The organism is Streptosporangium sp. NBC_01469 (assembly GCF_036227305.1).
Taxonomy (GTDB): Bacteria; Actinomycetota; Actinomycetes; order Streptosporangiales; family Streptosporangiaceae; genus Streptosporangium.
This window is the reverse complement of record NZ_CP109465.1, coordinates 335,139-353,642: the sequence shown is the minus strand read 5'-3', so window position 1 is coordinate 353,642 and position 18,504 is coordinate 335,139. Positions and strand designations below refer to the sequence as shown.

Genomic DNA, 18,504 nt, shown 5'->3' with positions numbered 1-18,504 from the left:
TCTGTGGCCGGACCGAAGGTCGATCGAGCGCCGGAAGCGCTCGATCGGAGATGCCGGGCGCGGACCCCTGGCTTTAGCCATGGGGAGCGCTTCAACCGATGGTCGGCGAGTATCGGCGGCCCGCGTAGCGGATCGGTCGCCTGCCGGCCGCACTTCCCGAAAAGTACGGTTCACCATCCGGGCCGTGAGGTCTCGCCAGATCTCTGACCGCATTCGCTCAGCCTGACATTCGATCCGCACATCGTTGTCGGGCGGTTATCCGATATCTTGTCCGGCGTTTTTACCGACGTTGCGGCGGGGTGTTCGGCGGCCCCGGTCGCGGTTCGAAAATCAAAGCGTGACCGGATTCAGGGAGCTCCACTCCCGGTCGCGTCAAAAGGAACGAGTAGCGTGCGCAGCAGGCCGGAAAGGGCCTGCTGTTCGCGTTTTCCGAGGCCGGACAGGAGATCGCGCTCGCGGCGCAGCAGGTCGGCGAAGGCGCCGTCCACGCGCGTCCGCCCGGCGTCGGTCAGGGAGACCAGGACGCCGCGCCGGTCCTCGGGGTCGGGGCGCCGCCTGACCAGCCCGGCCGCGGTCAGCCGGTCGATCCGGTTGGTCATCGTCCCCGAGGTCACCAGCGTCGCGCGGAGCAGGGCTCCCGGGCTCATCTCGTACGGCTCCCCGGCCCGGCGCAGGGCGGTGAGCACGTCGAACTCCCAGGTCTCCAGGCCGTGCTCGGCGAAGGAGGCCCGGCGGGCGCGGTCGAGGTGGCGGGCCAGCCGGGAGACCCGGCTGAGCACCTGGAGCGGCTCCACGTCGAGGTCGGGGCGTTCCTGACGCCAGGCGGCGACCAGCAGGTCGACCTCGTCCCTGTCGAGGTCCCTGTCGATCGCGTCGGCCGCGGCGGTCTCGTCCTTCGCGACAGGCGGTCGCCCGGAGTCCTGGTCCGCGTGGTGCAGGGTCATGACGCGAGTGTATCTGTCTTGACATCGAGATACCTTGCCGGATATCACTTATCTTGATGTCAAGAGATATGTGGGATCCCCTGGTCTACGGCCGCTACGCCGACGAGCGTTCGCGGCCGTTCTTCGATCTTGTTTCCAGGATAGCCGCGGAGCGGCCCGGCCACGTGGTCGACGTGGGCTGCGGCACCGGCGAGCTCACCGCCGAGCTCGCCAGGCGGTGGCCCGGCGCCCGCGTCCACGGCTTCGACTCCTCGCCCGCCATGATCGAGAAGGCCCCCGCGGGCGGCTCGCTGAGCTTCTCCGTCGACGACGTCACCCGGTGGCGCCCGGAGCGCCCGGTCGACGTGATCGTGTCCAACGCCGTCCTGCAGTGGGTGCCCGAGCACCGCGAGCTGCTGCCGCGCTGGGTGGAGGCCCTCAACCCCGGCGGCTGGCTCGCCTTCCAGGTCCCGGGCAACTTCGACGCCCCCAGCCACGCCCTGGTCCGCGAGCTGTGCCGTACGAAGTGGCGCGACCGGCTGGGCGACCTGGTCCGGCCCTCCCCGGTCGACGATCCGGCCGCCTACCTCGGCCTGCTCACCGGCCTGGGCTGCCGGGTGGACGCCTGGGAGACCACCTACCTGCACGTCCTGCCCGGCGACGACGCCGTGCTCGCCTGGATCACCGGCACCGCCCTGCGCCCCGTGCTCGACCGCCTGCATCCGGTCGAGGCCACCGCCTTCCTCGCCGACTGCGCCGCCCTGCTCCGCGAGGCCTACCCGCGCGGGCCGTACGGCACGGTCTTCCCCTTCCGCAGGATCTTCGCGGTCGCCCGGAGGTGAGAGGCGGCTGTTGAGCACTGCGCGCTTGACCACTCTCGGCACACACCGGCGACCCTGTTCGACGAGGTGCACGCAGCCCCTGGTCGGCGAGCACCTGGAAACCGCCGCCCCTGTAGGCGATCCCGGGTGACTGGTCGGCCAATGCCCTCCCGGTGTCTACCCGACGAGGTAGGGGTAGTCCAGATACCCTTCCCTGCCGCCCCCGTACATGCCGCTCTCGCGCACCGGGTTGAGCGGGGCGTCGAGGGCGACGCGCCGTGGCAGATCCGGATTGGCCAGGAACAGCCGTCCGAAGGAGTAGACGTCGGCGAGGCCGGCGCGCAGCGCCTCTTCCGCCTGTTCCCGGCCGCCGGGTTCGGGGCCGTCGTAGGTGGCCACCAGGGTGCCGTTCCAGTGGGGGCGCAGATCTTCCAGGGCGGCGTACTCTCCTGACTGGACCACGTGCAGGTACGCCAGGCCCATTTCGTCGAGCGCGCCCAGCAGCCGGTGGTAGCGCGCGGCCGGATCGTTCTCGATGATGTCGTTGAGCGCGTTGCCGGGGGAGATGCGCAACGCGGTCCGGTCCGCTCCGATCGTGGCGGCGACGGCCTCGACCACCTCGACCGCGAAGCGGACGTGGTCGGAGTAGCCGTCGGTACGCAGGTTGGCGCTGTCGGACAGGAACTGGGCGATGAGATAGCCATAGGCGGCGCTGATCTCGACTCCGTCGAAACCGGCGTCGACGGCGTTGCGGGCGGCCACGGCGTGAAACTCGACGGCCTCGGCGACCTCGGCCGTGGACAGTTCACGCGGGACGACGTAGTCCTTCAGGCCGGAGGCGGTGAAGATCTGGTCCTCCGAGATCGCCAGGGCCGAGGGGGCGACCGGCTGTTCTCCGCCGAGGATGTCGGGGTGGCTGACCCGGCCCACGTGCCACAACTGGGCGAAGATGCGACCGCCGGCGGCGTGCACGGCCTGCGTCGTCCGGCGCCAGCCTTCGACGTGGGCCGGCTCGGTCAGGCCGGGGACGCCGGGTCCGCCCTTGCCGAGGAAGTGCGGCCAGATCCCTTCGCTGACGATGAGGCCGGCGGTGGCGCGCTGGGCGTAGTACTCGGCCATGATCGAAGTGGGGACGCCGGTGGTGTCGTCGGCGCGGGAGCGGGTCATCGCGGCCATGGCCACCCGGTTGGGCAGATGGAGGGCGGGGCCGCGGTAGGGCTCGAGCAGAGGGGAGTTCACGGTTCTCCTTAAAGTTGCAGTGGCATGCATGTATGTGATGAGGTGCCCGCCGCGGCCTGGGGGCGAGATCGAGTGAACGGGACAACGGTCCCGGCGATCAGTTCGTCGGCCACCTCGTCCGGGACGGGCGAGGATTCGCTGTGCGGGGTGCTATCGGAGCCGGGTCAATCCGGCCTGATCGCGGTGCGCGCGCGGGCGATGTCGCCGTCGATGTCGCCGTCACCACCGTGCGCGAGCAGGAGCCCGACGCCGATGCCGCGGACGACGTGCGCGGAATGTTTGCTCATGGGGCGACGTTAAGGCCTGACATCAGTTGGAAGGTCAACCTCGGATAGGGCGGGGTCACATGCTGATCGGGGAGTTGTCCCGGCGTACCGGGGTCAGCCCGCGGTTGCTGCGGTACTACGAGGCGCAGGGATTGCTTGACGCGAGGCGCGGTTCGAACGGTTACCGCGACTACGACGAGGACTCGGTGATCACTGTGCGGAAGGTCCGCGCCCTGCTGAACGCGGGCCTGTCCACCGAGGTGATCCGTGTGGTGTTGCCGTGCACCCGGGGCGAGCAGCCGGGGTTCGACTGGTGCGCGGACCTGCGGGCCCTCATGGACCGGGAGCTGGCGGTCATGGACGAGCGTATCGACGGCCTCCAACGTAGCCGCGGCACCCTCGCCGACTACCTGGCGCAGCCCTAGCCGTCCCAGGGGCGAACGCGCCGACCCGGCCGTCTACCTCGGCCTGCTCACCGGCCTGGGCTGCCGGGTGGACGCGTGGGAGACCACCTACCTGCACGTCCTGCCCGGCGACGACGCCGTGCTCGCCTGGATCACCGGCACCGCCCTGCGCCCCGTGCTCGACCGCCTGCATCCGGTCGAGGCCACCGCCTTCCTCGCCGACTGCGCCGCCCCGCTTCGCGAGGCCTACCCGCGCGGCCCGTACGGCACGCTCTTCCCCTTCCGCAGGATCTTCACGGTCACCCGGAGGTGAGCACCGGCCGCCGGTGTCCTTGTCCGGCGATATCGGAAGATTTCTTGATCCGGCCGTGGACGGTGTGATTCGGTGGATGCGGGCCGGTTCACAAGCTCCCGCGCGGACGCGGTCATGGCCGGCCGGAGAATGCGACACGGCGATGTGTCGGACGAGCGTCAGGGGGCCGGTGGAGGAAGCGGCGGGTTCCGAACCGGGAGTGCCCCGGCCTCTGTGGCGGGATCGTAACTTCGGCGTCTTCTGGGGCGCGCAGACCCTTTCCGTGGCCGGTGACTCGTTCGCTCTCATCGCCGTTCCCCTGCTCATCCTGAACGTGACGGGATCCGTCGCGCAGATGGGCCTGCTGACCGGTGTCTCGGGCGCGGCCTCGGTCGTCGCCGGAGTGTTCGCCGGGGTCCTCGTCGACCGGTTCGACCGGCGCACGCTGCTCATCGTCTGCGACCTCGTCAGGCTCGTCCTGTACGCGCTGATCCCGCTGGCCTGGACGACGGGGCCGCACATCTGGCTGCTGTACGTGGTGTTGCCGCTGGCCGAGGCGGTGGGCATGGTCTTCCAGGTCACCTACGTGACCGCGGTGCGCAACCTCGTCGGCGACGGGCGCGTCACCGACGCCAACGGCAAGCTCTACGCGACCGCCGCGGCGGCGGGGATCCTCGGCCCGATGCTGGCCGGGGTGGTGGCGGGCGCGTTCGGCCTGACCGCCGCGATCGGCGTCAACGCGGTGAGTTTCGCGGTGTCCGCGATCGGGGTCTACCTGATCCGCATCCCCCGGAACACCGGCGGGCCCGCGGCACCCGCCGCGCGGGAGCGGCCGTGGCGCGAGATCCTGGCAGGGGCGGTGTTCCTGTGGCGCCATCCGGTGCTGCGCGTCCTCACCGTCCTGCTGTCGTTCTTCATCTTCCTGACGCTCGGCCTGACCGACCTCGTGATCTACCGGCTCAAGCACGATCTGGGCCAGCCGGACTCCGCCATCGGAGTGGTCCTCGGCATCGCCGCGGTCGGCACGGTGATCGGCTCCCTCCTGGTCGCGCGCCTGCGCAGGCGGGTGGGGTTCGGCCCCGCGTGGATCGGCGCGCAGGCCGTGGCCGGGCTCGCGATCGTCGCCGTCGGGTTCGCGGGCTCCGTCTGGGGGGTGGCCGTCATCGTGGCCCTCTATCTCGGCTGCGTGAGCGTCGCGGGGATCTGCTCCATGTCCCTGCGCCAGCAGGTGACCCCCGACCATCTGCTCGGGCGGGTCACCTCGGCGTTCTGGACCATCCACTTCTCGATGGGGCCCGTCGGCGCGGCCGTCCTCACCTGGGGCGCGGCCCGCTACGGCACCACCCCGGTCTTCGTCCTCGCGGGCGTCGGCTGCCTGCTGATCGCGGTGACCGCCCTCTTCACCCCCGTACGCGGGAGGCATCCGGAGAACGCGGCCCCCGATCCGTGACATGTCGCCTGCCCGGCTGATCCCCTGTGACCCGCCGCCCGGCCGGAGGGCCGTCCCGGTGACCTCGGAGGCAATCGACTGGGGTTCCTGGACGGATAACAGGGCATCAATAAATACTGCGAAGACATGGTAGATATCTGGGCAAATCAGGGGATGACCTGTGGCGATAGAAATTGAGGACAAGTTCGACGTATCGGCGGACTACCAGCTGCCGGACCTCACGGGCCTGCCGGGCTCGACGGAGGTGGTGGGGCCGAAAACCCACCAGCTGGTCGCCCTTTACTTCGACACGCCCGACCTGAGGCTCGCCGCGAGGGGGATCACCCTGCGCAGACGCAGGGGCGGCACCGATCCGGGCTGGCACCTCAAACTTCCCAAGGCCAAGGGCGTCCGGCAGGAGATCACCCATCCGCTGACCCGGAGCGCGAAGATCGTCCCCGCCGAGCTGGCGGACCTGGTGCTCGCCTACACCCGGGGCGCCCCGCTCGGGCCCATCGCCGAGCTGGACACCCGCCGCGCCGTCACCACCCTGGTCAACGGCGCCGGGGTGGGGCTGGTCGAGATCGCCGACGACCGGGTCAAGGGCACCGTGTTCGGCGACGAACCCCACGTCGAGCGCTGGCGCGAGGTCGAGGCGGAGCTGCTGGAGGGCGACGAGAAGCTGCTGAGGAAGGTCGGCAAGCGGCTGGGCAAGGCAGGAGCCACCCCCGCCGACTCGGCCAGCAAGCTCGCGCGCCTGCTCGGCGGCGCCGGAGCGGTCTCGGAGCACCCGCGCGCCGAGACCGCTCCCGGGTCGGCGGGCGAGGTCGTCGTCGGCTACCTCACCTCCCAGGTCGGCGCGCTGCTCGCGCAGGACCCTCGGGTCAGGAAGGCGGAGGAGGACGCCGTACACCAGATGCGCGTCGCCGCCCGGCGGCTCCGCAGCGCGCTGAAGTCGTTCAGGACGGTCGTCGAGGGGACCGAGAACCTTCAGGAGGAGCTCAAGTGGCTCGGTACGGTCCTCGGCGAGGCCCGTGACCTGGAGGTCATCCGCGAGCGGTTCGCGCGCAGGCTCGACAGCCTGGACGACGCGCTGATCGTGGGGCCCGTCAGGGCACGCCTCAGCTCCGACCTGCTGGACGACGAACACGAGGCCCTCGACCGGATCAGGGACACCCTCGGCGGGGAGCGCTACTTCGCCCTGCTCGACGCCCTCGACGACCTGACCGGCACCCCGGTGCTCACCAAGGCCGCCGGGAAGCCCGCCGACACCCTGGACGTCGTCGCGGCCAAGAGCTGGCGCCGGGTCACCGGGACCTACGACACCGCCCAGGCCATCGAGAACGAGTCCGAGCGCGAGATCGCCATGCACGACGTGCGCAAGGCGGCCAAGCGGGCCCGCTACACCGCCGAGGTGCTCGGCATGAACAAGCTGGCCAAGCGGGCGGAGGCCGTCCAGGAGGTGCTGGGCACCCACATGGACGGCGTCGTCGCGCAGGAGCGGCTCGCGGCCGAGGCCGCGAACGCCCGCCTGGTCGGGGAGGACACGTTCACCTACGGCGTGCTGACCGGGGTGGAGCGGGCCGGGGCCGCGCGCGCGTGGGAGGAGTTCCCCCGGGTCTGGGAGGAGACCAGGGCCGCCGTCGCGAAGCTCCTCTGACGTTCCCGGCCGTTCGCCTCGTCCGGGTGGGGCCGGGCGGGCCCGGTCGTGAAACTCCTCTGGGTCCGGGTGGGCCCGGTTGTGAGGCTGCTGAGCCCGGCACCGCCGGTGACCAGGGAAGTGATCGTCATAGCGGGAATTCCTTTTCGCCGGTCGCGATGACCTGGCGTTCCGAGGCGGGAGGTCGCCCTGCCGCCGGCCGGGTGAGGCCGAGCAGGCGGAGGCTGGGAACGGTCATGACGGTGGTGACGAGCGCCATGATCACCAGTACGGTGAACGCGTTGCCGTTGATGACGCCGATGCTGAGGCCCGAGCTGAGCACGACGATCTCGGTGATGCCGCGGGCGTTCATCAGCACCCCGAGGCCGAGGGCGAGCCTGGGGGGCATGCCTCCGGCCAGGGTCACCAGCCACGCGCTGCCGAGCTTGCCGAGGATCGCGACCACCAGTAGCAGCGCGCCGCCCAGCAGCACCCCGGGATGGGTGACGGCGAACCGGACGTCCACCTGGAGGCCGATCGAGGCGAAGAAGACCGGGAGCAGCAGTACCTGGTTGAACGTGCCCAGGCGGGCCGGCATGGTGCCCAGCGCCCTCGCCTCGCGCGGCAGCACGATACCGGCGAGGAAACCGCCGAAGATCGCGTGAACGCCGATCAGGTCGGTGATCGAGGCCAGCGCGAAGACGAGGCCGAGCACCAGGCCGAGGCAGACGGGAGCGGGCAGTCTCACGTGCGCGTACCGCAGTGCGAGGGTTCGCAACGCCGGTCGCACCACCAGGAGGAGCACCGCGCACAGGGCGGCGGTGAGCGAGAGCGCGACCACCACGCCGGACGCGCCCTCCGCGCGGAGGATGGCGAGCACCACGGCCAGCGCGCACCAGGCGAGCACGTCGGCGACGGCCGCGCAGATCATGGCGAGCGACCCGAGCCGGGTGCCGCCCAGCCCGGTCTCCTGCACGATCCGGGCGAGTACGGGGAACGCCGTGACGCTCAGCGCGGTGCCGACGAAGATGGCGAACGGGACGAGCCCGACCGAATCGCCCGCGAACATGTCGAACAGCGGCAGCGCGGCGACCACGCCGAGGGCGAACGGGACGACCATCATCGCCTGGCTCGCCGCTCCGATGACCCCCCGCTGGCGGCCGAGCACGCCGTGGTCGAACTCGGCGCCCACGGTGAACATGAACAGCGCGAGACTGGCCTGGGCGATGAGGTTCAGGTGCGGCAGGATCGTGGCCGGCAGGACGGCGGACACCACGCCCGGGGCGAGCGAACCGAGCACGGACGGCCCGAGGACCAGGCCGGCCATGATCTCGCCGATCACCGGAGGCTGGCCGACGCGCCTGGCCAGCATGCCGCCGAGCGAGGCCAGGCCGCCGATCACGGCGATCGCGAGGAAGAGCCTCGCCGCCAGCTGGATCGGGGACGAGGCGTGCGCCGCGCCCGCGGTCGCCTGGTGGGCCGCGGACGGCGACACGGAGAGCCCGACGACGACGAGCAGCAGCACGGCCGCCGCGGTCAGGCCGACGGCGACCGCGACACCTCGCGCGGGCGCGGGCATGAGCCGCTGTTCCGTCTCTTCGAGCGGCGTTTCCGGACGCATGGTCACACTCCTGGTGTGGGCTGGGGTTGTGACCGTCCCGGGGTGAGCCGGCGCAGGACGACGGCCGCGTGGACGAGTTCGCCGCAGCCGAGTACGGACACCGTGCCGAGCGCGCCCGCCCAGGGCACGATGGCGAAGGCGAGCGCCCCCATGGCGACAAGGGACACGGCCGCCCGCAGGGTTTCCAACGCCGTGTCCCGGGCCCGCCTCGGCGACTCGCCGGTGTCGGCGACCACCATCAGGTAGCCGAGTTCGTGCGCGGCCTGCCTGTAGGCGCGCACCCGGTCACCGGGCGACTTGAACACCTGTACGTCCACCACCTCGGGTATCCGCAGCGGCGCGTCCATGCCGACCACGTCCCTGAGGACGCCGTCGGCCTCCGAGGTCAGGATCTGCAGCATGGCGGTGCGCTGGAACGGGGCGGTGATACCGGACCGCGGCATGCGAGCGCTTTCCGCGCTCGCAGCCGCGGCCGCCATGTGCGTCAGCGACATGTTCGGCGAAGGGGTCTTGTCAGTCGAACATCGCGTTCATGGTCTCGTGGGTCGCTTCCTTCTTCTGATCCGACTCACTTCCCCAGCACGTGTTGAGGATGATGCGCGTGTGGTCGGCGTTGAGGGGGATCGTCCGGTGCAGGGTCGTGTCCGACCGCAGGAAGTAGAGGTCGCCGGTGACGTGCCCGTAGGTCTTGATCGGGCGCTCCAGCAGGTAGTCCTCGACCTGCGGGTCGTTCTTGTCCCAGTCGGTGTGCGGTACGCACTGGAGCTGGCTGCCGTACTTCGCGTCCGGCGCCTCGATGATCCAGATGACCGTGAAGCTGAAGTCGCCCCAGTGCCAGCCGTGGGTGTCGCCCTTCTTGTGCTGGCGGATGGCGATGTACTTCTCCTCGTCCCACGGGCACTCCAGCACCGGCTGCGCGGCGAGCCTGGAGAGGAAGTCCATCAGGGCTTGCGACTCGTAGACGGCGGGAATGAGCTCGCTGCCCTTGGCGATCGCCTGCTGGCTGATGGTGGTCATGTACCGGGGCGAGTTGCCGGTCTCCTTGAGGTGGATGTCGATCCGCTGGCCGTGCTCGTCGAGGAGACGGTGAACCTCCTTGGAGACCTCCTGGAACAGATCGTCGGGGACCAGCCCCTGGAGCTTCACGTACCCCTCTCGCCGGTAGTGCTGGGAGAGCTTGCGTACGACCTTGTTGTCGGCGTACCGGGTCTCGATGTGCTCGCGGATACGCTGGTCGGTCTGCTCTTTCAGAGCGTTGTTCGCCATGGTGTCCTGGGCGCCCTTCTTTGGGTTCGCGGTGTTTTCTCGGCGAAAGGCATGGCTCCCGGAGGGGGCCGGCACTCTCACGATCTTTATCTGGCGGGTCGCGTCCGAGGCCGGATCACCGGCTCCGGACGGGACGTCAGGTCTCCCCGTGGGCGACCAGCACAGGTGTGCCGTGCCGGGGGCAGAGGTCGGGCACCAGACCGGCGGTGCCCGGCGGGACGACGTTCACGAGCGTGGGACGGGTACGGCGCAGCGCGGTGAACAGCGGTTCCGAGGCGTGCGGCCGGACGTGGACGCGCCGCCGGTTCGTGTGGATCCGGAAGTCGGCCTTGCGGTTGGTCCTGCCGTACAGCCAGAGGATCATGATCGGGAGCAGGTCGCCGAGCGTGATGCCGCCGCCGCGCGAGCCCGAGACCTTGCCCCGGTCGGCGAACTGGCGGACCAGCCTGTTTTCCCCGCGTGCCGCCGGTAGCGCCCCTGCAGGCGGGTGTAGGTGCCCGCGAGAAGGAGGTGTTCACACAGATAGGACCCGAGGAATCCGGCGCCGACGGTGATCGCTATGTGAGGATGGTTCATGTGCCCTTCTCGGAAGATAAGAGCGTGGTTCTCGCGGGGCGAGCCAGAAAATCTTCGAGGAGGCCGTTCGGCCTATGCTGCAGGGCTTACGGAATCGTCGGTGTTTTTGTGCATGCGGGAATAGAATTATGCATTCTGACCCCCGGGTCAGTTAAGAAGATTGTCCAACCAATTACCCCGCATGTTTCCCCGGGTGGGGAGCTTCTGCTGGGTGGAAATCCCTTTCGCCGGAAGCCGCCGAACTCCGACAGTTGGGGAGAGTATAGATTTTCGGTCATCGAATCAAATAGGACATTCAATCCCATGGGGTCATAAACTGCCCTCTGTATGGGATGGAAGCAGCTGGGCGATATCGACCTAAAACATCACCGGCCGGATGCGTTTGGATGTTGGAATACCATCGTTTCCGCTGCTCGCGGGGATATTCGCGGTGGCGGCGGATATGGTTGTGCACGTTCCAAAGCGGCATGCTTTATCGGATGGGACGGACGCTCGGCGGTCCCGGTCCGGAGAAGGGGTCGGAGCCGTGAACCGTGCGGATGTCAGATGTTCATGGATTTGACATATGTCGGCATCCGGTTTGGCGCCGTTCGCGGCGCCCACTGGCAACGTGGGGACGTCCAGCGAGATTGACACGAAGGACTCGATTGAGTGTTGTCCTGCCGCGATGGCTTCGCGGCGATCCGCGGCGGCCCATGACCTCGTTGCGGCTGATCCGATGATGGTGCGGTCTCAGGCGAAGGTGCGGGGCTTACTTCGGGTGAGACGTCGCCGTACGAAAGGGCCCGCTCATCCTCGTTGAGGGTGGGCGGGCCCTTCGGCGTCTCAGCTTCCAGCGTGCCGTCAGACGTCGTAGTCGTCCACGGCCACGACGTCGCCGCCCGCGTGGTGCAGCACCATGAACGCGCCCTTGGCCAGCCGCGTGCCGCCCGCCCGTTCGTCGAGTCCGGCGATCAGCTCGGGCAGGACCTTGCCGTGGCTGCAGAGTGCCACGGGCCGGTTCGAGGCCATCGCCTCCGTGGCCAGGCGGAGGGAGGCCCGGCAGTCGTAGCCGTTCTCCGACAGGACGGATTCGAGCCGGATCGGCAGGCCGGCCCGCTTCGCGTACGGCTCCAGGGTCTGCACGCACCGCCTGCTGGGGGAGCTGACCAGCTCCGCGAGGCGGAAGGCGCCCAGCACGTCCGCCAGCACCTCGGACTGCCCGCGCCCGCGCCCGTCGAGCGGCCGATCGTCGTCGTCGCCCTTCCAGTCCTGCCGGTTCCCCGCCAGGCCGTGCCGTACCAGCACGAGCGGGGTGGTCGCCGGCGACGTCTCGCCGAGCGCGCGGAGCAGCCCGGCGTCCCACTCGTAGGTCAGGCGCCGCGCGGCCTCGTCCACCGGCAGCCAGACCACGTCGTCGACCTCGTGCGTGTCGGTACGGCGGTCCTCGGAGACCAACCTGGCCAGCCAGTAGTCGACGCGCTTGGGCCGCCCGCCCTTCGTGTAGTGGCTCGACGGCAGCGACCGGCCGAACTCCGCGGTGATCCCCGTCTCCTCGGCCACCTCGCGCAGCGCGCCCGCGACGGGATGCTCGCCGCGCTTCAGCTTCCCCTTGGGGAACGACCAGTCGTCGTACCTGGGCCGGTGGACGAGGGCGACCTCCGGCGCGTCCGGGGAGCCACGCCAGACGACCGCCCCGGCCGCGTGGATCATGTCGTCCGGGCGGGCGTCGCGCTCAGTCATCGATCGCTCTCCACCTGCGGGTGCCGATGAGATGGGTCTGCAGGTCCTCACCGGGGTGGCGGGTCCAGGTGCCGTCGGAGTTGAGCCACCAGGTCGCGGTCTCGTCCGCCATGGCCCGGTCCAGCAGGGCGCTGAGGTAGTTGCGCTGCTGCTGGCTGGAGACCTTGACCAGCACCTCCACCCGGCGCTCGATGTTGCGGCGCATCATGTCGCCGCTGCCGATCCAGATCTCCGGGCGCCGGCCGTGGCCGAACTCGTAGATCCGCGAGTGTTCGAGGAACCGGCCCAGCACGCTCCTGACCCTGATGTTGTCCGACAGCTCGGGGATGCCGGGACGGAGCGTGCAGACCCCCCGCACCCACAGGTCCACCGGTACGCCGGCCCGCGACGCCCGGTAGAGGGCGTCGATGATGGGCTCGTCGACCAGGGAGTTCGTCTTCATCCTGATCCTGGCCGGCCGTCCGGCCTCCTGGTGGGAGATCTCCCGCTCGATCCTGGCCAGCAGCCCGCCGCGCAGGGAGTGCGGGGCGACCAGCAGCCGCCGGTAGGCCGAGTGGTTGGAGTAGCCGGTCAGGTGGATGAACAGGTCCGTGACGTCCTCGCCGACCAGCCGGTCGGCGGTGAGCAGGCCGAGGTCCTCGTACAGCCTGGCGGTCTTGGGGTTGTAGTTCCCCGTGCCGATATGGCAGTAGCTGCGCAGCTCGCCCGAGGACTCCTGGCGCACGACCAGGGCGAGCTTGCAGTGGGTCTTCAGGCCCACGACGCCGTAGACGACGTGGCATCCGGCCCGTTCCAGCTTGCGCGCCCAGGTGATGTTGGCGTGCTCGTCGAACCTGGCCTTGATCTCCACGACCACGACGACCTGCTTGCCCGCCTCGGCGGCGTCGATCAGCGCGTCCACGATCGGCGAGTCGCCGCTGGTGCGGTAGAGCGTCTGCTTGATGGCCAGCACGGCCGGGTCGGCCGCGGCCTGCTCGATGAACCGCTGCACGCTCGTGGAGAACGAGTCGTACGGGTGGTGCAGCAGCACGTCCCGCTCGCGCAGCACCGCGAAGATGTCGTCCTCGACGTGCACGACCTCCGCGGGCACGAACGGGCGGAAGCTCAGCTCGCCCCGGTCCAGGTCGGCGATCGCGTGCAGCCCGGTCAGGTCCAGCGGCCCCGGCAGCCGGTAGATCTCGTGCTCGGCCACCCCCAGCTCGTCCACCAGCAGGTCGAGCACCTCGGGCGTGATGGTGTCCTCGACCTCCAGCCGGACCGGGGGACCGAAACGGCGCTTGAGCAGCTCGCGCTCCAGCGCCTGCATGAGGTTCTCGGTGACGTCCTCGTCGACGTCGAGGTCCTCGTTCCTGGTCACCCGGAAGACGTGGTGCTCGACGACCTCCATGCCCTTGAACAGCTGCCCGAGGTGGGCGGCGATCACGTCCTCCAGCGGGACGAAGCGGTTCCTGGACGCCGTGACGAAGCGAGGGAGCTGGCTGGGCACCTTCACCCTGGCGAAGACCGTGTTGCCGGTCGAGGGGTTGCGGACGGTGACGGCCAGGTTCAGGGACAGGCCCGAGATGTACGGGAAGGGGTGGGCGGGGTCGACGGCCAGCGGCGTCAGCACCGGCCTGATCCGCTCCCTGAAGAGCTTGCGCATCTCGGTGCGCTCGTCGCGGCCCAGGTCGTCCCAGCGCACGATCTCGATGCCCTCGGCGCCCAGCTGCGGGCAGATCCGCTCGTAGAAGCAGGCCGACTGCCGCTGCGCGAGGCCGTTGGCGATCGCCGCTATCCTGGCCAGCTCCTCACGGGGTTTCAGCCCGCTCTTCGTCCGCAGCAGCAGACCGGTGGCCATCCGCCGTTTCAGCCCGGCCACCCGGACCCGGAAGAACTCGTCGAGGTTGCTGGCGAAGATGGCCAGGAACCGCACCCGCTCAAGCAGAGGCAGGGACGGGTCCTCCGCCATTTCCAGAACTCGCTGGTTGAACTGGAGCCAGCTCTCCTCTCGGTTGAGGAAGCGCTCCTGGGGTAGAGGAAGCCCGTCGGGGGTTGGGCGAACGAGTTCAGCGGACATATGACCAGAATGCCCGCTTTGGTTGAACGGAACGTTAATTTAGTCTCAACGGGCGCTGTTGCTTACTCACTTGGCTCAAGCTTTTCCCGTTCTTCACCAACGAGCTTCGCGTGCTTGAGGGCTTCGCGCTCGGCGGTCTTGGTCTCCCTGAGCCGAGTCTTCTCCAGCTCCCTCAGCTCCCGCTCGCGGGCCTTCTCCTGCTCCCTCAGCAGCCGCTGCCGCTCCCGATACTCCCGCTCGCGCACCTTCTCCAGCTCCCGCTGCTCGCGGAGCCGTATCTTCTCCAGGTCCCTGGCGAGCTTCTCGGCCTCGTGCTGCTCGCGCTCGCGCGCCTTCTCCCGCTCCCTGAGCTCGCGCTCGCGCAGCTTCTCCTGGTTCTTCAGCTCCCGCTCGCGAGCCTTCTCCAGCTCCCGGATCTCCTTGTCCGTCGGGGGCGGCGGTAACTCGGGGCGCGGCGGCGATCCCCCCGAGGGCGGCTCAGGCTTCGGCTTCGGCTCCGGCTTCTGCTCGGACCCGGCGGCGCGTGGCCGCGGGCCGGACGGGTGGGGCTCGGCCGGGCGCTGCTGAGGATGGGCCAGCCGGTGCTCCAGGGCACGCGAGGCGGCGGTCAGCCGGGGGTTGGGGTCCAGGCCGGTCAGACCGTTCCAGGCCAGGTTGACCAGGTGGGCGGCGACCTCCTCGCGGGCCGGCCTGCGCACGTCCAGCCACCACTGGCCGGTCAGCGCCACCATGCCGACCAGCATCTGGGCGTACATCGGGGCCAGCTTGGGGTCGTAGCCCCGCTCGACGAACTCGTCGACCATGACGTCCTCGACCTGGCTGGCGATGTCGTTGATCAGGCTGGCGAACGTGCCGGTCCCCGAGGCGGCGTGCGAGTCACGGACGAGGATGCGGAACCCCTCGCTGTTCTCCTCCACGTAGGCCAGCAGGGCCAGGGCCGCCCGCTCCAGTTTGATCAGCGAGTGCGAGGCGGACAGCGCCTCGGTCACCAGGCTCAGCAGCTTCTGCATCTCCCGGTCGATGACGACCGCGTACACGCCCTCCTTACCGCCGAAGTGCTCGTAGACCACCGGTTTGGAGACGTTGGCGGTCGCCGCGATCTCCTCGACAGATGTGCCGTCGAACCCTTTTTCCGCGAACAGGGTCCTGCTGATCTGGATCAGCTGTTCCCGGCGTTCCTTACCTGACATTCGCCGTCGGGGTTCGCTCACAGTTCTAATAATGGCGTCCCCCTGCTTCTGGACGGGACCCGAACCCCGGGTCAGGTGGTGATGCGCTTGGCGGCCAGGCGCTCGGGCGTCGGCCAGCGGACGTCGTAGGCCCATCCGGCCTTCTCGAACCAGCGGATGACACCCGCGCTGAGGTCGATCTGTCCCTTCAGCGCGCCGTGCCGGGCGCAGGTGGGGTCGGAGTGGTGCAGGTTGTGCCAGGACTCGCCGAAGGAGGGGATGGCCAGCCACCACACGTTGCGCGACTTGTCGCGCGACTCGAAGGCCTCCTCGCCGAAGACGTGGCAGATGGAGTTGATCGACCAGGTCACGTGGTGCAGCAGGCCGATCCGGACCAGCGTGCCCCAGAAGAAGCCGGTCGCCATGCCCCACCACGACCAGGTCAGCAGGCCGCCCAGCAGGGCGGGCATGACCATCGTGGTGATCGCCAGCACCGGGAAGAGCTTGTGCAGCTTGATGATGTCCGGGTCCTTGACCAGGTCGGGCGCGTACTTCTCGCGGTTGGCCCGGTCGGCCTCGAACAGCCAGCCCATGTGCGCCCAGAGCAGGCCCTTGGACACCGCCACGAAGCCCGTGCCGAAGCGCCACGGCGAGTGCGGGTCGCCCTCCTTGTCGGAGAACTTGTGGTGCTTGCGGTGGGTGGCCACCCAGTCGAGCACCGACATCTCCATCGAGAGGCTGCCCGCGATGCCCAGTGCGATCTTCAGCGGGCGCCTGGCCTTGAACGAACCGTGCGTGAAGTGGCGGTGCAGGCCGACGGTGACGCCCAGCCCGGTGACCACGTAGAAGACGCTCGCGATGACGATGTCGGACCAGCCGAGGCCCCAGCCCCAGGCGAACGGGACGGCCGCCACCAGAGCGATCAGCGGGGCGCCGACCACCACCCCGAAGGTGATGATCTCGGGCAGGGTTTTCCGCTCGGGGTCGACGTCGGGTTTGGGCCCCTGAGCAGGGCGCTCTTCGATGAGGGTCATGCGCTACCTCGCGGTGGCTCGGAAAAGGCAAGGACTCATGTGCGGCTACGCAACCGTAACCTACGCCATCGTAAGTTAGGAATACCTAAGCGCCGAATGTCTGGAACATGACTCTTCGGGATTCGCGCCGTAGCGGGTCCATCACTTGTTCTACCCCGGGCTGACCTGCTAAACGGGGCCCCTCGCGCGCGTACGGTCGCGCGGGCGCGTGTCGCGAGTGCGCGGGCCCGGGGGCGGGTCGCCGAAGCGGGTGCCCAAACGGGGCGCGTTCGGCGGCGCGGGCTCTGTATCGTAGGGGTGCCGGGCGTGCGGGTTCCGTTCCGATCGCCCGGCTGATCCGGCATTGGGTAATTGGCAGCCCGCAAGGTTTTGGTCCTTGTTGTCCAGGTTCGAGTCCTGGTGCCGGAGCCATCCCTTGTGTTTGTTTTATTCGCTCGGCTAGTCGGCTGAGTGGGCTCCCGAAGGGGAATGTATCCTCACGTTGTCGAGCAGGTGACGGTGCCGCGCCCCGGGGGTGGCCATCCGTCACCGCGCTTCGCCATGTCTCAGCCGCGACGCCGAGGGAGCCTCGTCCGTGAGTGTGCCGCGCCCGGCAGCCGTCATCGTCCTCGCCGCAGGCGAGGGCACCCGGATGAAGTCGAGAACACCGAAGATCCTCCATAAGTTGTGCGGCCGCACCCTGGTCGACCACGTGCTCACCGCCGCCCGGGGTCTCGAACCCGAGCGGCTCATTGTTGTCATCGGCCACGAGCGGGAACGGGTCCAGGCGCACCTCGCCGGGACCGACCCCGACGCGCGGGCCGTCGTCCAGGCCGAGCAGAAGGGCACCGGACACGCCGTCAGGATCGCCCTGGAGGCGACCGGCACCATCGACGGCACCGTCCTGGTGACCTACGGCGACGTGCCGCTGCTGCGCACCGAGACCCTCGCCGCCCTGCTCGAACGGCACGGGGAGGACGGCAACGCCGTCACCGTGCTGACGGCCGAGGTCCCCGATCCGCACGGCTACGGCCGGATCGTCCGCGACGCCTCGGGGGCGGTCCTGGGGATCGTCGAGGAGAAGGACGCCGACCCCGCGCAGCGGGCGATCAAGGAGATGAACTCCGGCGTCTACGCCTTCGACGGGCTCCTGCTCGCCGACGCGGTCAAGCGGGTGTCCGCCTCCAACGCCCAGGGCGAGGAGTACCTCACCGACGTCCTCGCGATCCTGCGGGAGGACGGCCACCGGGTCGGCGCGCACATCGCGGCCGACTACGTGGAGGTGGAGGGCGTCAACGACCGCGTGCAACTGGCGTTCGCCCGCAAGGTGCTCAACGCGCGCCTGCTGGAGGCCCACATGCGGGCCGGGGTGACCGTGGTCGACCCGGCCGCCACGTGGGTCGACGTCGACGTCATCCTCGAGGCGGACGTGGTGATCCACCCGGGAACCCAGCTGCACGGCCGCACGACGGTCGCCGAGGGTGCCGAGATCGGCCCCGCCAGCACCCTGACCGACACGGTCGTCGGCGAGGGGGCGCTGGTGCGCAACGCCGTCTGCCTTGACGCCGTGATAGGCCCCGAGGCCCTGGTCGGGCCGTACGCCTACCTGCGCCCCGGAACGGTCCTGGCGCGAAAGGCCAAGGCGGGGACGTACGTTGAGATGAAGAACGCGCAGGTCGGGGAGGGTGCGAAGGTGCCCCACCTGAGCTACGTGGGCGACGCCACGATCGGAGCGGGTGCCAACATCGGCGCTTCGGCGATCTTCGTCAACTACGACGGGGTCAACAAGCACCACACGACGGTGGGCGAGGGTGCCTTCGTCGGGTGCGACACCATGCTCGTCGCGCCGGTCACCATCGGCGACGGCGCGTACACGGCCGCAGGCTCGGTCATCGACGCCGATGTCCCCCCCGGGGCCATCGGGGTGGCTCGCGCGCGGCAGCGCAACATCAACGGATGGGTCGTGCGCAGGCGCACGGGCACCAGATCGGCGGAGGCGGCGCTACGGGCCGCCGAGGCCGGGAAACAGCAGGGGAGCCAGACGTGAGTGAGCGAAGCGAGCGGCCCG

17 protein-coding genes and 1 tRNA gene are annotated in these 18,504 nt (G+C 69.6%); 7 read left to right on the top strand and 11 right to left on the bottom strand.

Features of this window, described 5'->3' with window-relative positions; genetic code table 11:
* Positions 1–347 precede the first annotated feature (347 nt).
* Complete coding sequence (locus OG587_RS01600; RefSeq protein ID WP_329086121.1) at positions 348–944, bottom strand: MarR family winged helix-turn-helix transcriptional regulator; 597 nt, start codon at positions 942–944, stop codon at positions 348–350.
* 56 nt (positions 945–1,000) lie between these two features.
* Between OG587_RS01600 and OG587_RS01595 the strand changes: the two genes are divergently transcribed.
* The gene (locus OG587_RS01595; RefSeq protein ID WP_329086119.1) at positions 1,001–1,765 is read left to right on the top strand and encodes a trans-aconitate 2-methyltransferase; all 765 of its coding nucleotides are present in this window, start codon (positions 1,001–1,003) and stop codon (positions 1,763–1,765) included.
* Positions 1,766–1,921: 156 nt separating this feature from the next.
* Here OG587_RS01595 and OG587_RS01590 read toward each other — a convergent pair whose 3' ends face one another.
* Together OG587_RS01590 and OG587_RS01585 are read right to left on the bottom strand one after the other, a co-directional pair.
* Positions 1,922–2,983, bottom strand: a complete 1,062-nt coding sequence (locus tag OG587_RS01590; protein ID WP_329086117.1) for an alkene reductase — start codon at positions 2,981–2,983, stop codon at positions 1,922–1,924.
* Between the two features lie 164 nt (positions 2,984–3,147).
* Positions 3,148–3,270: a hypothetical protein gene (locus OG587_RS01585; RefSeq protein WP_329086114.1), complete on the bottom strand. Its 123-nt coding sequence runs from the start codon at positions 3,268–3,270 to the stop codon at positions 3,148–3,150.
* A gap of 59 nt (positions 3,271–3,329) precedes the next feature.
* Here OG587_RS01585 and OG587_RS01580 point away from each other — a divergent pair, with 59 nt between their 5' ends.
* From OG587_RS01580 to OG587_RS01565, 4 genes are all read left to right on the top strand, one after another.
* Positions 3,330–3,674, top strand: coding sequence for a MerR family transcriptional regulator (locus tag OG587_RS01580; RefSeq protein ID WP_329086112.1), 345 nt, complete (start codon positions 3,330–3,332; stop codon positions 3,672–3,674).
* 67 nt (positions 3,675–3,741) lie between these two features.
* Complete coding sequence (locus OG587_RS01575; RefSeq protein ID WP_329086111.1) at positions 3,742–3,966, top strand: hypothetical protein; 225 nt, start codon at positions 3,742–3,744, stop codon at positions 3,964–3,966.
* A gap of 199 nt (positions 3,967–4,165) precedes the next feature.
* A complete protein-coding gene (locus tag OG587_RS01570) occupies positions 4,166–5,395 on the top strand; it encodes an MFS transporter (RefSeq protein WP_329086109.1) in 1,230 nt (409 codons plus the stop codon).
* A 160-nt stretch (positions 5,396–5,555) separates the two neighbouring features.
* Entirely contained in the window at positions 5,556–7,034 is a 1,479-nt protein-coding gene (locus tag OG587_RS01565; RefSeq protein WP_329086107.1) for a CYTH and CHAD domain-containing protein, read from the top strand.
* Positions 7,035–7,161: 127 nt separating this feature from the next.
* On the opposite strand, the gene OG587_RS01560 is transcribed toward OG587_RS01565, so the two are convergent.
* The 8 genes from OG587_RS01560 to OG587_RS01525 form a co-directional block, all read right to left on the bottom strand.
* The gene (locus OG587_RS01560) at positions 7,162–8,634 is read right to left on the bottom strand and encodes a cation:proton antiporter (RefSeq protein ID WP_329086105.1); all 1,473 of its coding nucleotides are present in this window, start codon (positions 8,632–8,634) and stop codon (positions 7,162–7,164) included.
* A 2-nt stretch (positions 8,635–8,636) separates the two neighbouring features.
* Positions 8,637–9,077, bottom strand: coding sequence for a hypothetical protein (locus OG587_RS01555; protein WP_329086103.1), 441 nt, complete (start codon positions 9,075–9,077; stop codon positions 8,637–8,639).
* Positions 9,078–9,147: 70 nt separating this feature from the next.
* Positions 9,148–9,900 carry a HalD/BesD family halogenase gene (locus OG587_RS01550; RefSeq protein WP_329086101.1) on the bottom strand — a complete coding sequence of 251 codons (753 nt, stop codon included), beginning with the start codon at positions 9,898–9,900 and terminating at the stop codon, positions 9,148–9,150.
* Between the two features lie 136 nt (positions 9,901–10,036).
* Entirely contained in the window at positions 10,037–10,264 is a 228-nt protein-coding gene (locus tag OG587_RS01545) for a hypothetical protein (RefSeq protein WP_329086100.1), read from the bottom strand.
* A 1,055-nt stretch (positions 10,265–11,319) separates the two neighbouring features.
* A complete protein-coding gene (locus tag OG587_RS01540) occupies positions 11,320–12,198 on the bottom strand; it encodes an NUDIX hydrolase (RefSeq protein ID WP_329086099.1) in 879 nt (292 codons plus the stop codon).
* Positions 12,191–14,254: an RNA degradosome polyphosphate kinase gene (locus OG587_RS01535; RefSeq protein ID WP_329086097.1), complete on the bottom strand. Its 2,064-nt coding sequence runs from the start codon at positions 14,252–14,254 to the stop codon at positions 12,191–12,193. Before OG587_RS01535 ends, OG587_RS01540 begins: the two co-directional genes overlap by 8 nt.
* 62 nt (positions 14,255–14,316) lie before the next feature.
* Positions 14,317–15,465: a TetR/AcrR family transcriptional regulator gene (locus OG587_RS01530; RefSeq protein WP_329086094.1), complete on the bottom strand. Its 1,149-nt coding sequence runs from the start codon at positions 15,463–15,465 to the stop codon at positions 14,317–14,319.
* A gap of 50 nt (positions 15,466–15,515) precedes the next feature.
* Positions 15,516–16,457 (bottom strand): acyl-CoA desaturase, encoded by a 942-nt coding sequence (locus tag OG587_RS01525; RefSeq protein WP_329086093.1) that lies wholly within the window; start codon positions 16,455–16,457, stop codon positions 15,516–15,518.
* 336 nt (positions 16,458–16,793) lie between these two features.
* Between OG587_RS01525 and OG587_RS01520 the strand changes: the two genes are divergently transcribed.
* Positions 16,794–16,868, top strand: a tRNA-Gln gene (locus OG587_RS01520).
* Positions 16,869–17,031: 163 nt separating this feature from the next.
* Positions 17,032–18,483 carry a bifunctional UDP-N-acetylglucosamine diphosphorylase/glucosamine-1-phosphate N-acetyltransferase GlmU gene (gene glmU, locus OG587_RS01515; protein ID WP_329086091.1) on the top strand — a complete coding sequence of 484 codons (1,452 nt, stop codon included), beginning with the start codon at positions 17,032–17,034 and terminating at the stop codon, positions 18,481–18,483.
* Positions 18,484–18,504 lie beyond the last annotated feature (21 nt).

What these genes read in the sequence shown, in the direction of transcription:
- OG587_RS01600 (WP_329086121.1), bottom strand. Translation starts at nt 944, where the DNA reads ATGACCCTGCACCACGCGGACCAGGACTCCGGGCGACCGCCTGTCGCG.
- OG587_RS01595 (WP_329086119.1), top strand. Translation starts at nt 1,001, where the DNA reads ATGTCAAGAGATATGTGGGATCCCCTGGTCTACGGCCGCTACGCCGAC.
- OG587_RS01585 (WP_329086114.1), bottom strand. Translation starts at nt 3,270, where the DNA reads ATGAGCAAACATTCCGCGCACGTCGTCCGCGGCATCGGCGTCGGGCTC.
- OG587_RS01580 (WP_329086112.1), top strand. Translation starts at nt 3,330, where the DNA reads ATGCTGATCGGGGAGTTGTCCCGGCGTACCGGGGTCAGCCCGCGGTTG.
- OG587_RS01560 (WP_329086105.1), bottom strand. Translation starts at nt 8,634, where the DNA reads ATGCGTCCGGAAACGCCGCTCGAAGAGACGGAACAGCGGCTCATGCCC.
- OG587_RS01555 (WP_329086103.1), bottom strand. Translation starts at nt 9,077, where the DNA reads ATGCCGCGGTCCGGTATCACCGCCCCGTTCCAGCGCACCGCCATGCTG.
- OG587_RS01550 (WP_329086101.1), bottom strand. Translation starts at nt 9,900, where the DNA reads ATGGCGAACAACGCTCTGAAAGAGCAGACCGACCAGCGTATCCGCGAG.
- OG587_RS01545 (WP_329086100.1), bottom strand. Translation starts at nt 10,264, where the DNA reads ATGATCCTCTGGCTGTACGGCAGGACCAACCGCAAGGCCGACTTCCGG.
- OG587_RS01540 (WP_329086099.1), bottom strand. Translation starts at nt 12,198, where the DNA reads ATGACTGAGCGCGACGCCCGCCCGGACGACATGATCCACGCGGCCGGG.
- OG587_RS01535 (WP_329086097.1), bottom strand. Translation starts at nt 14,254, where the DNA reads ATGTCCGCTGAACTCGTTCGCCCAACCCCCGACGGGCTTCCTCTACCC.
- OG587_RS01525 (WP_329086093.1), bottom strand. Translation starts at nt 16,457, where the DNA reads ATGACCCTCATCGAAGAGCGCCCTGCTCAGGGGCCCAAACCCGACGTC.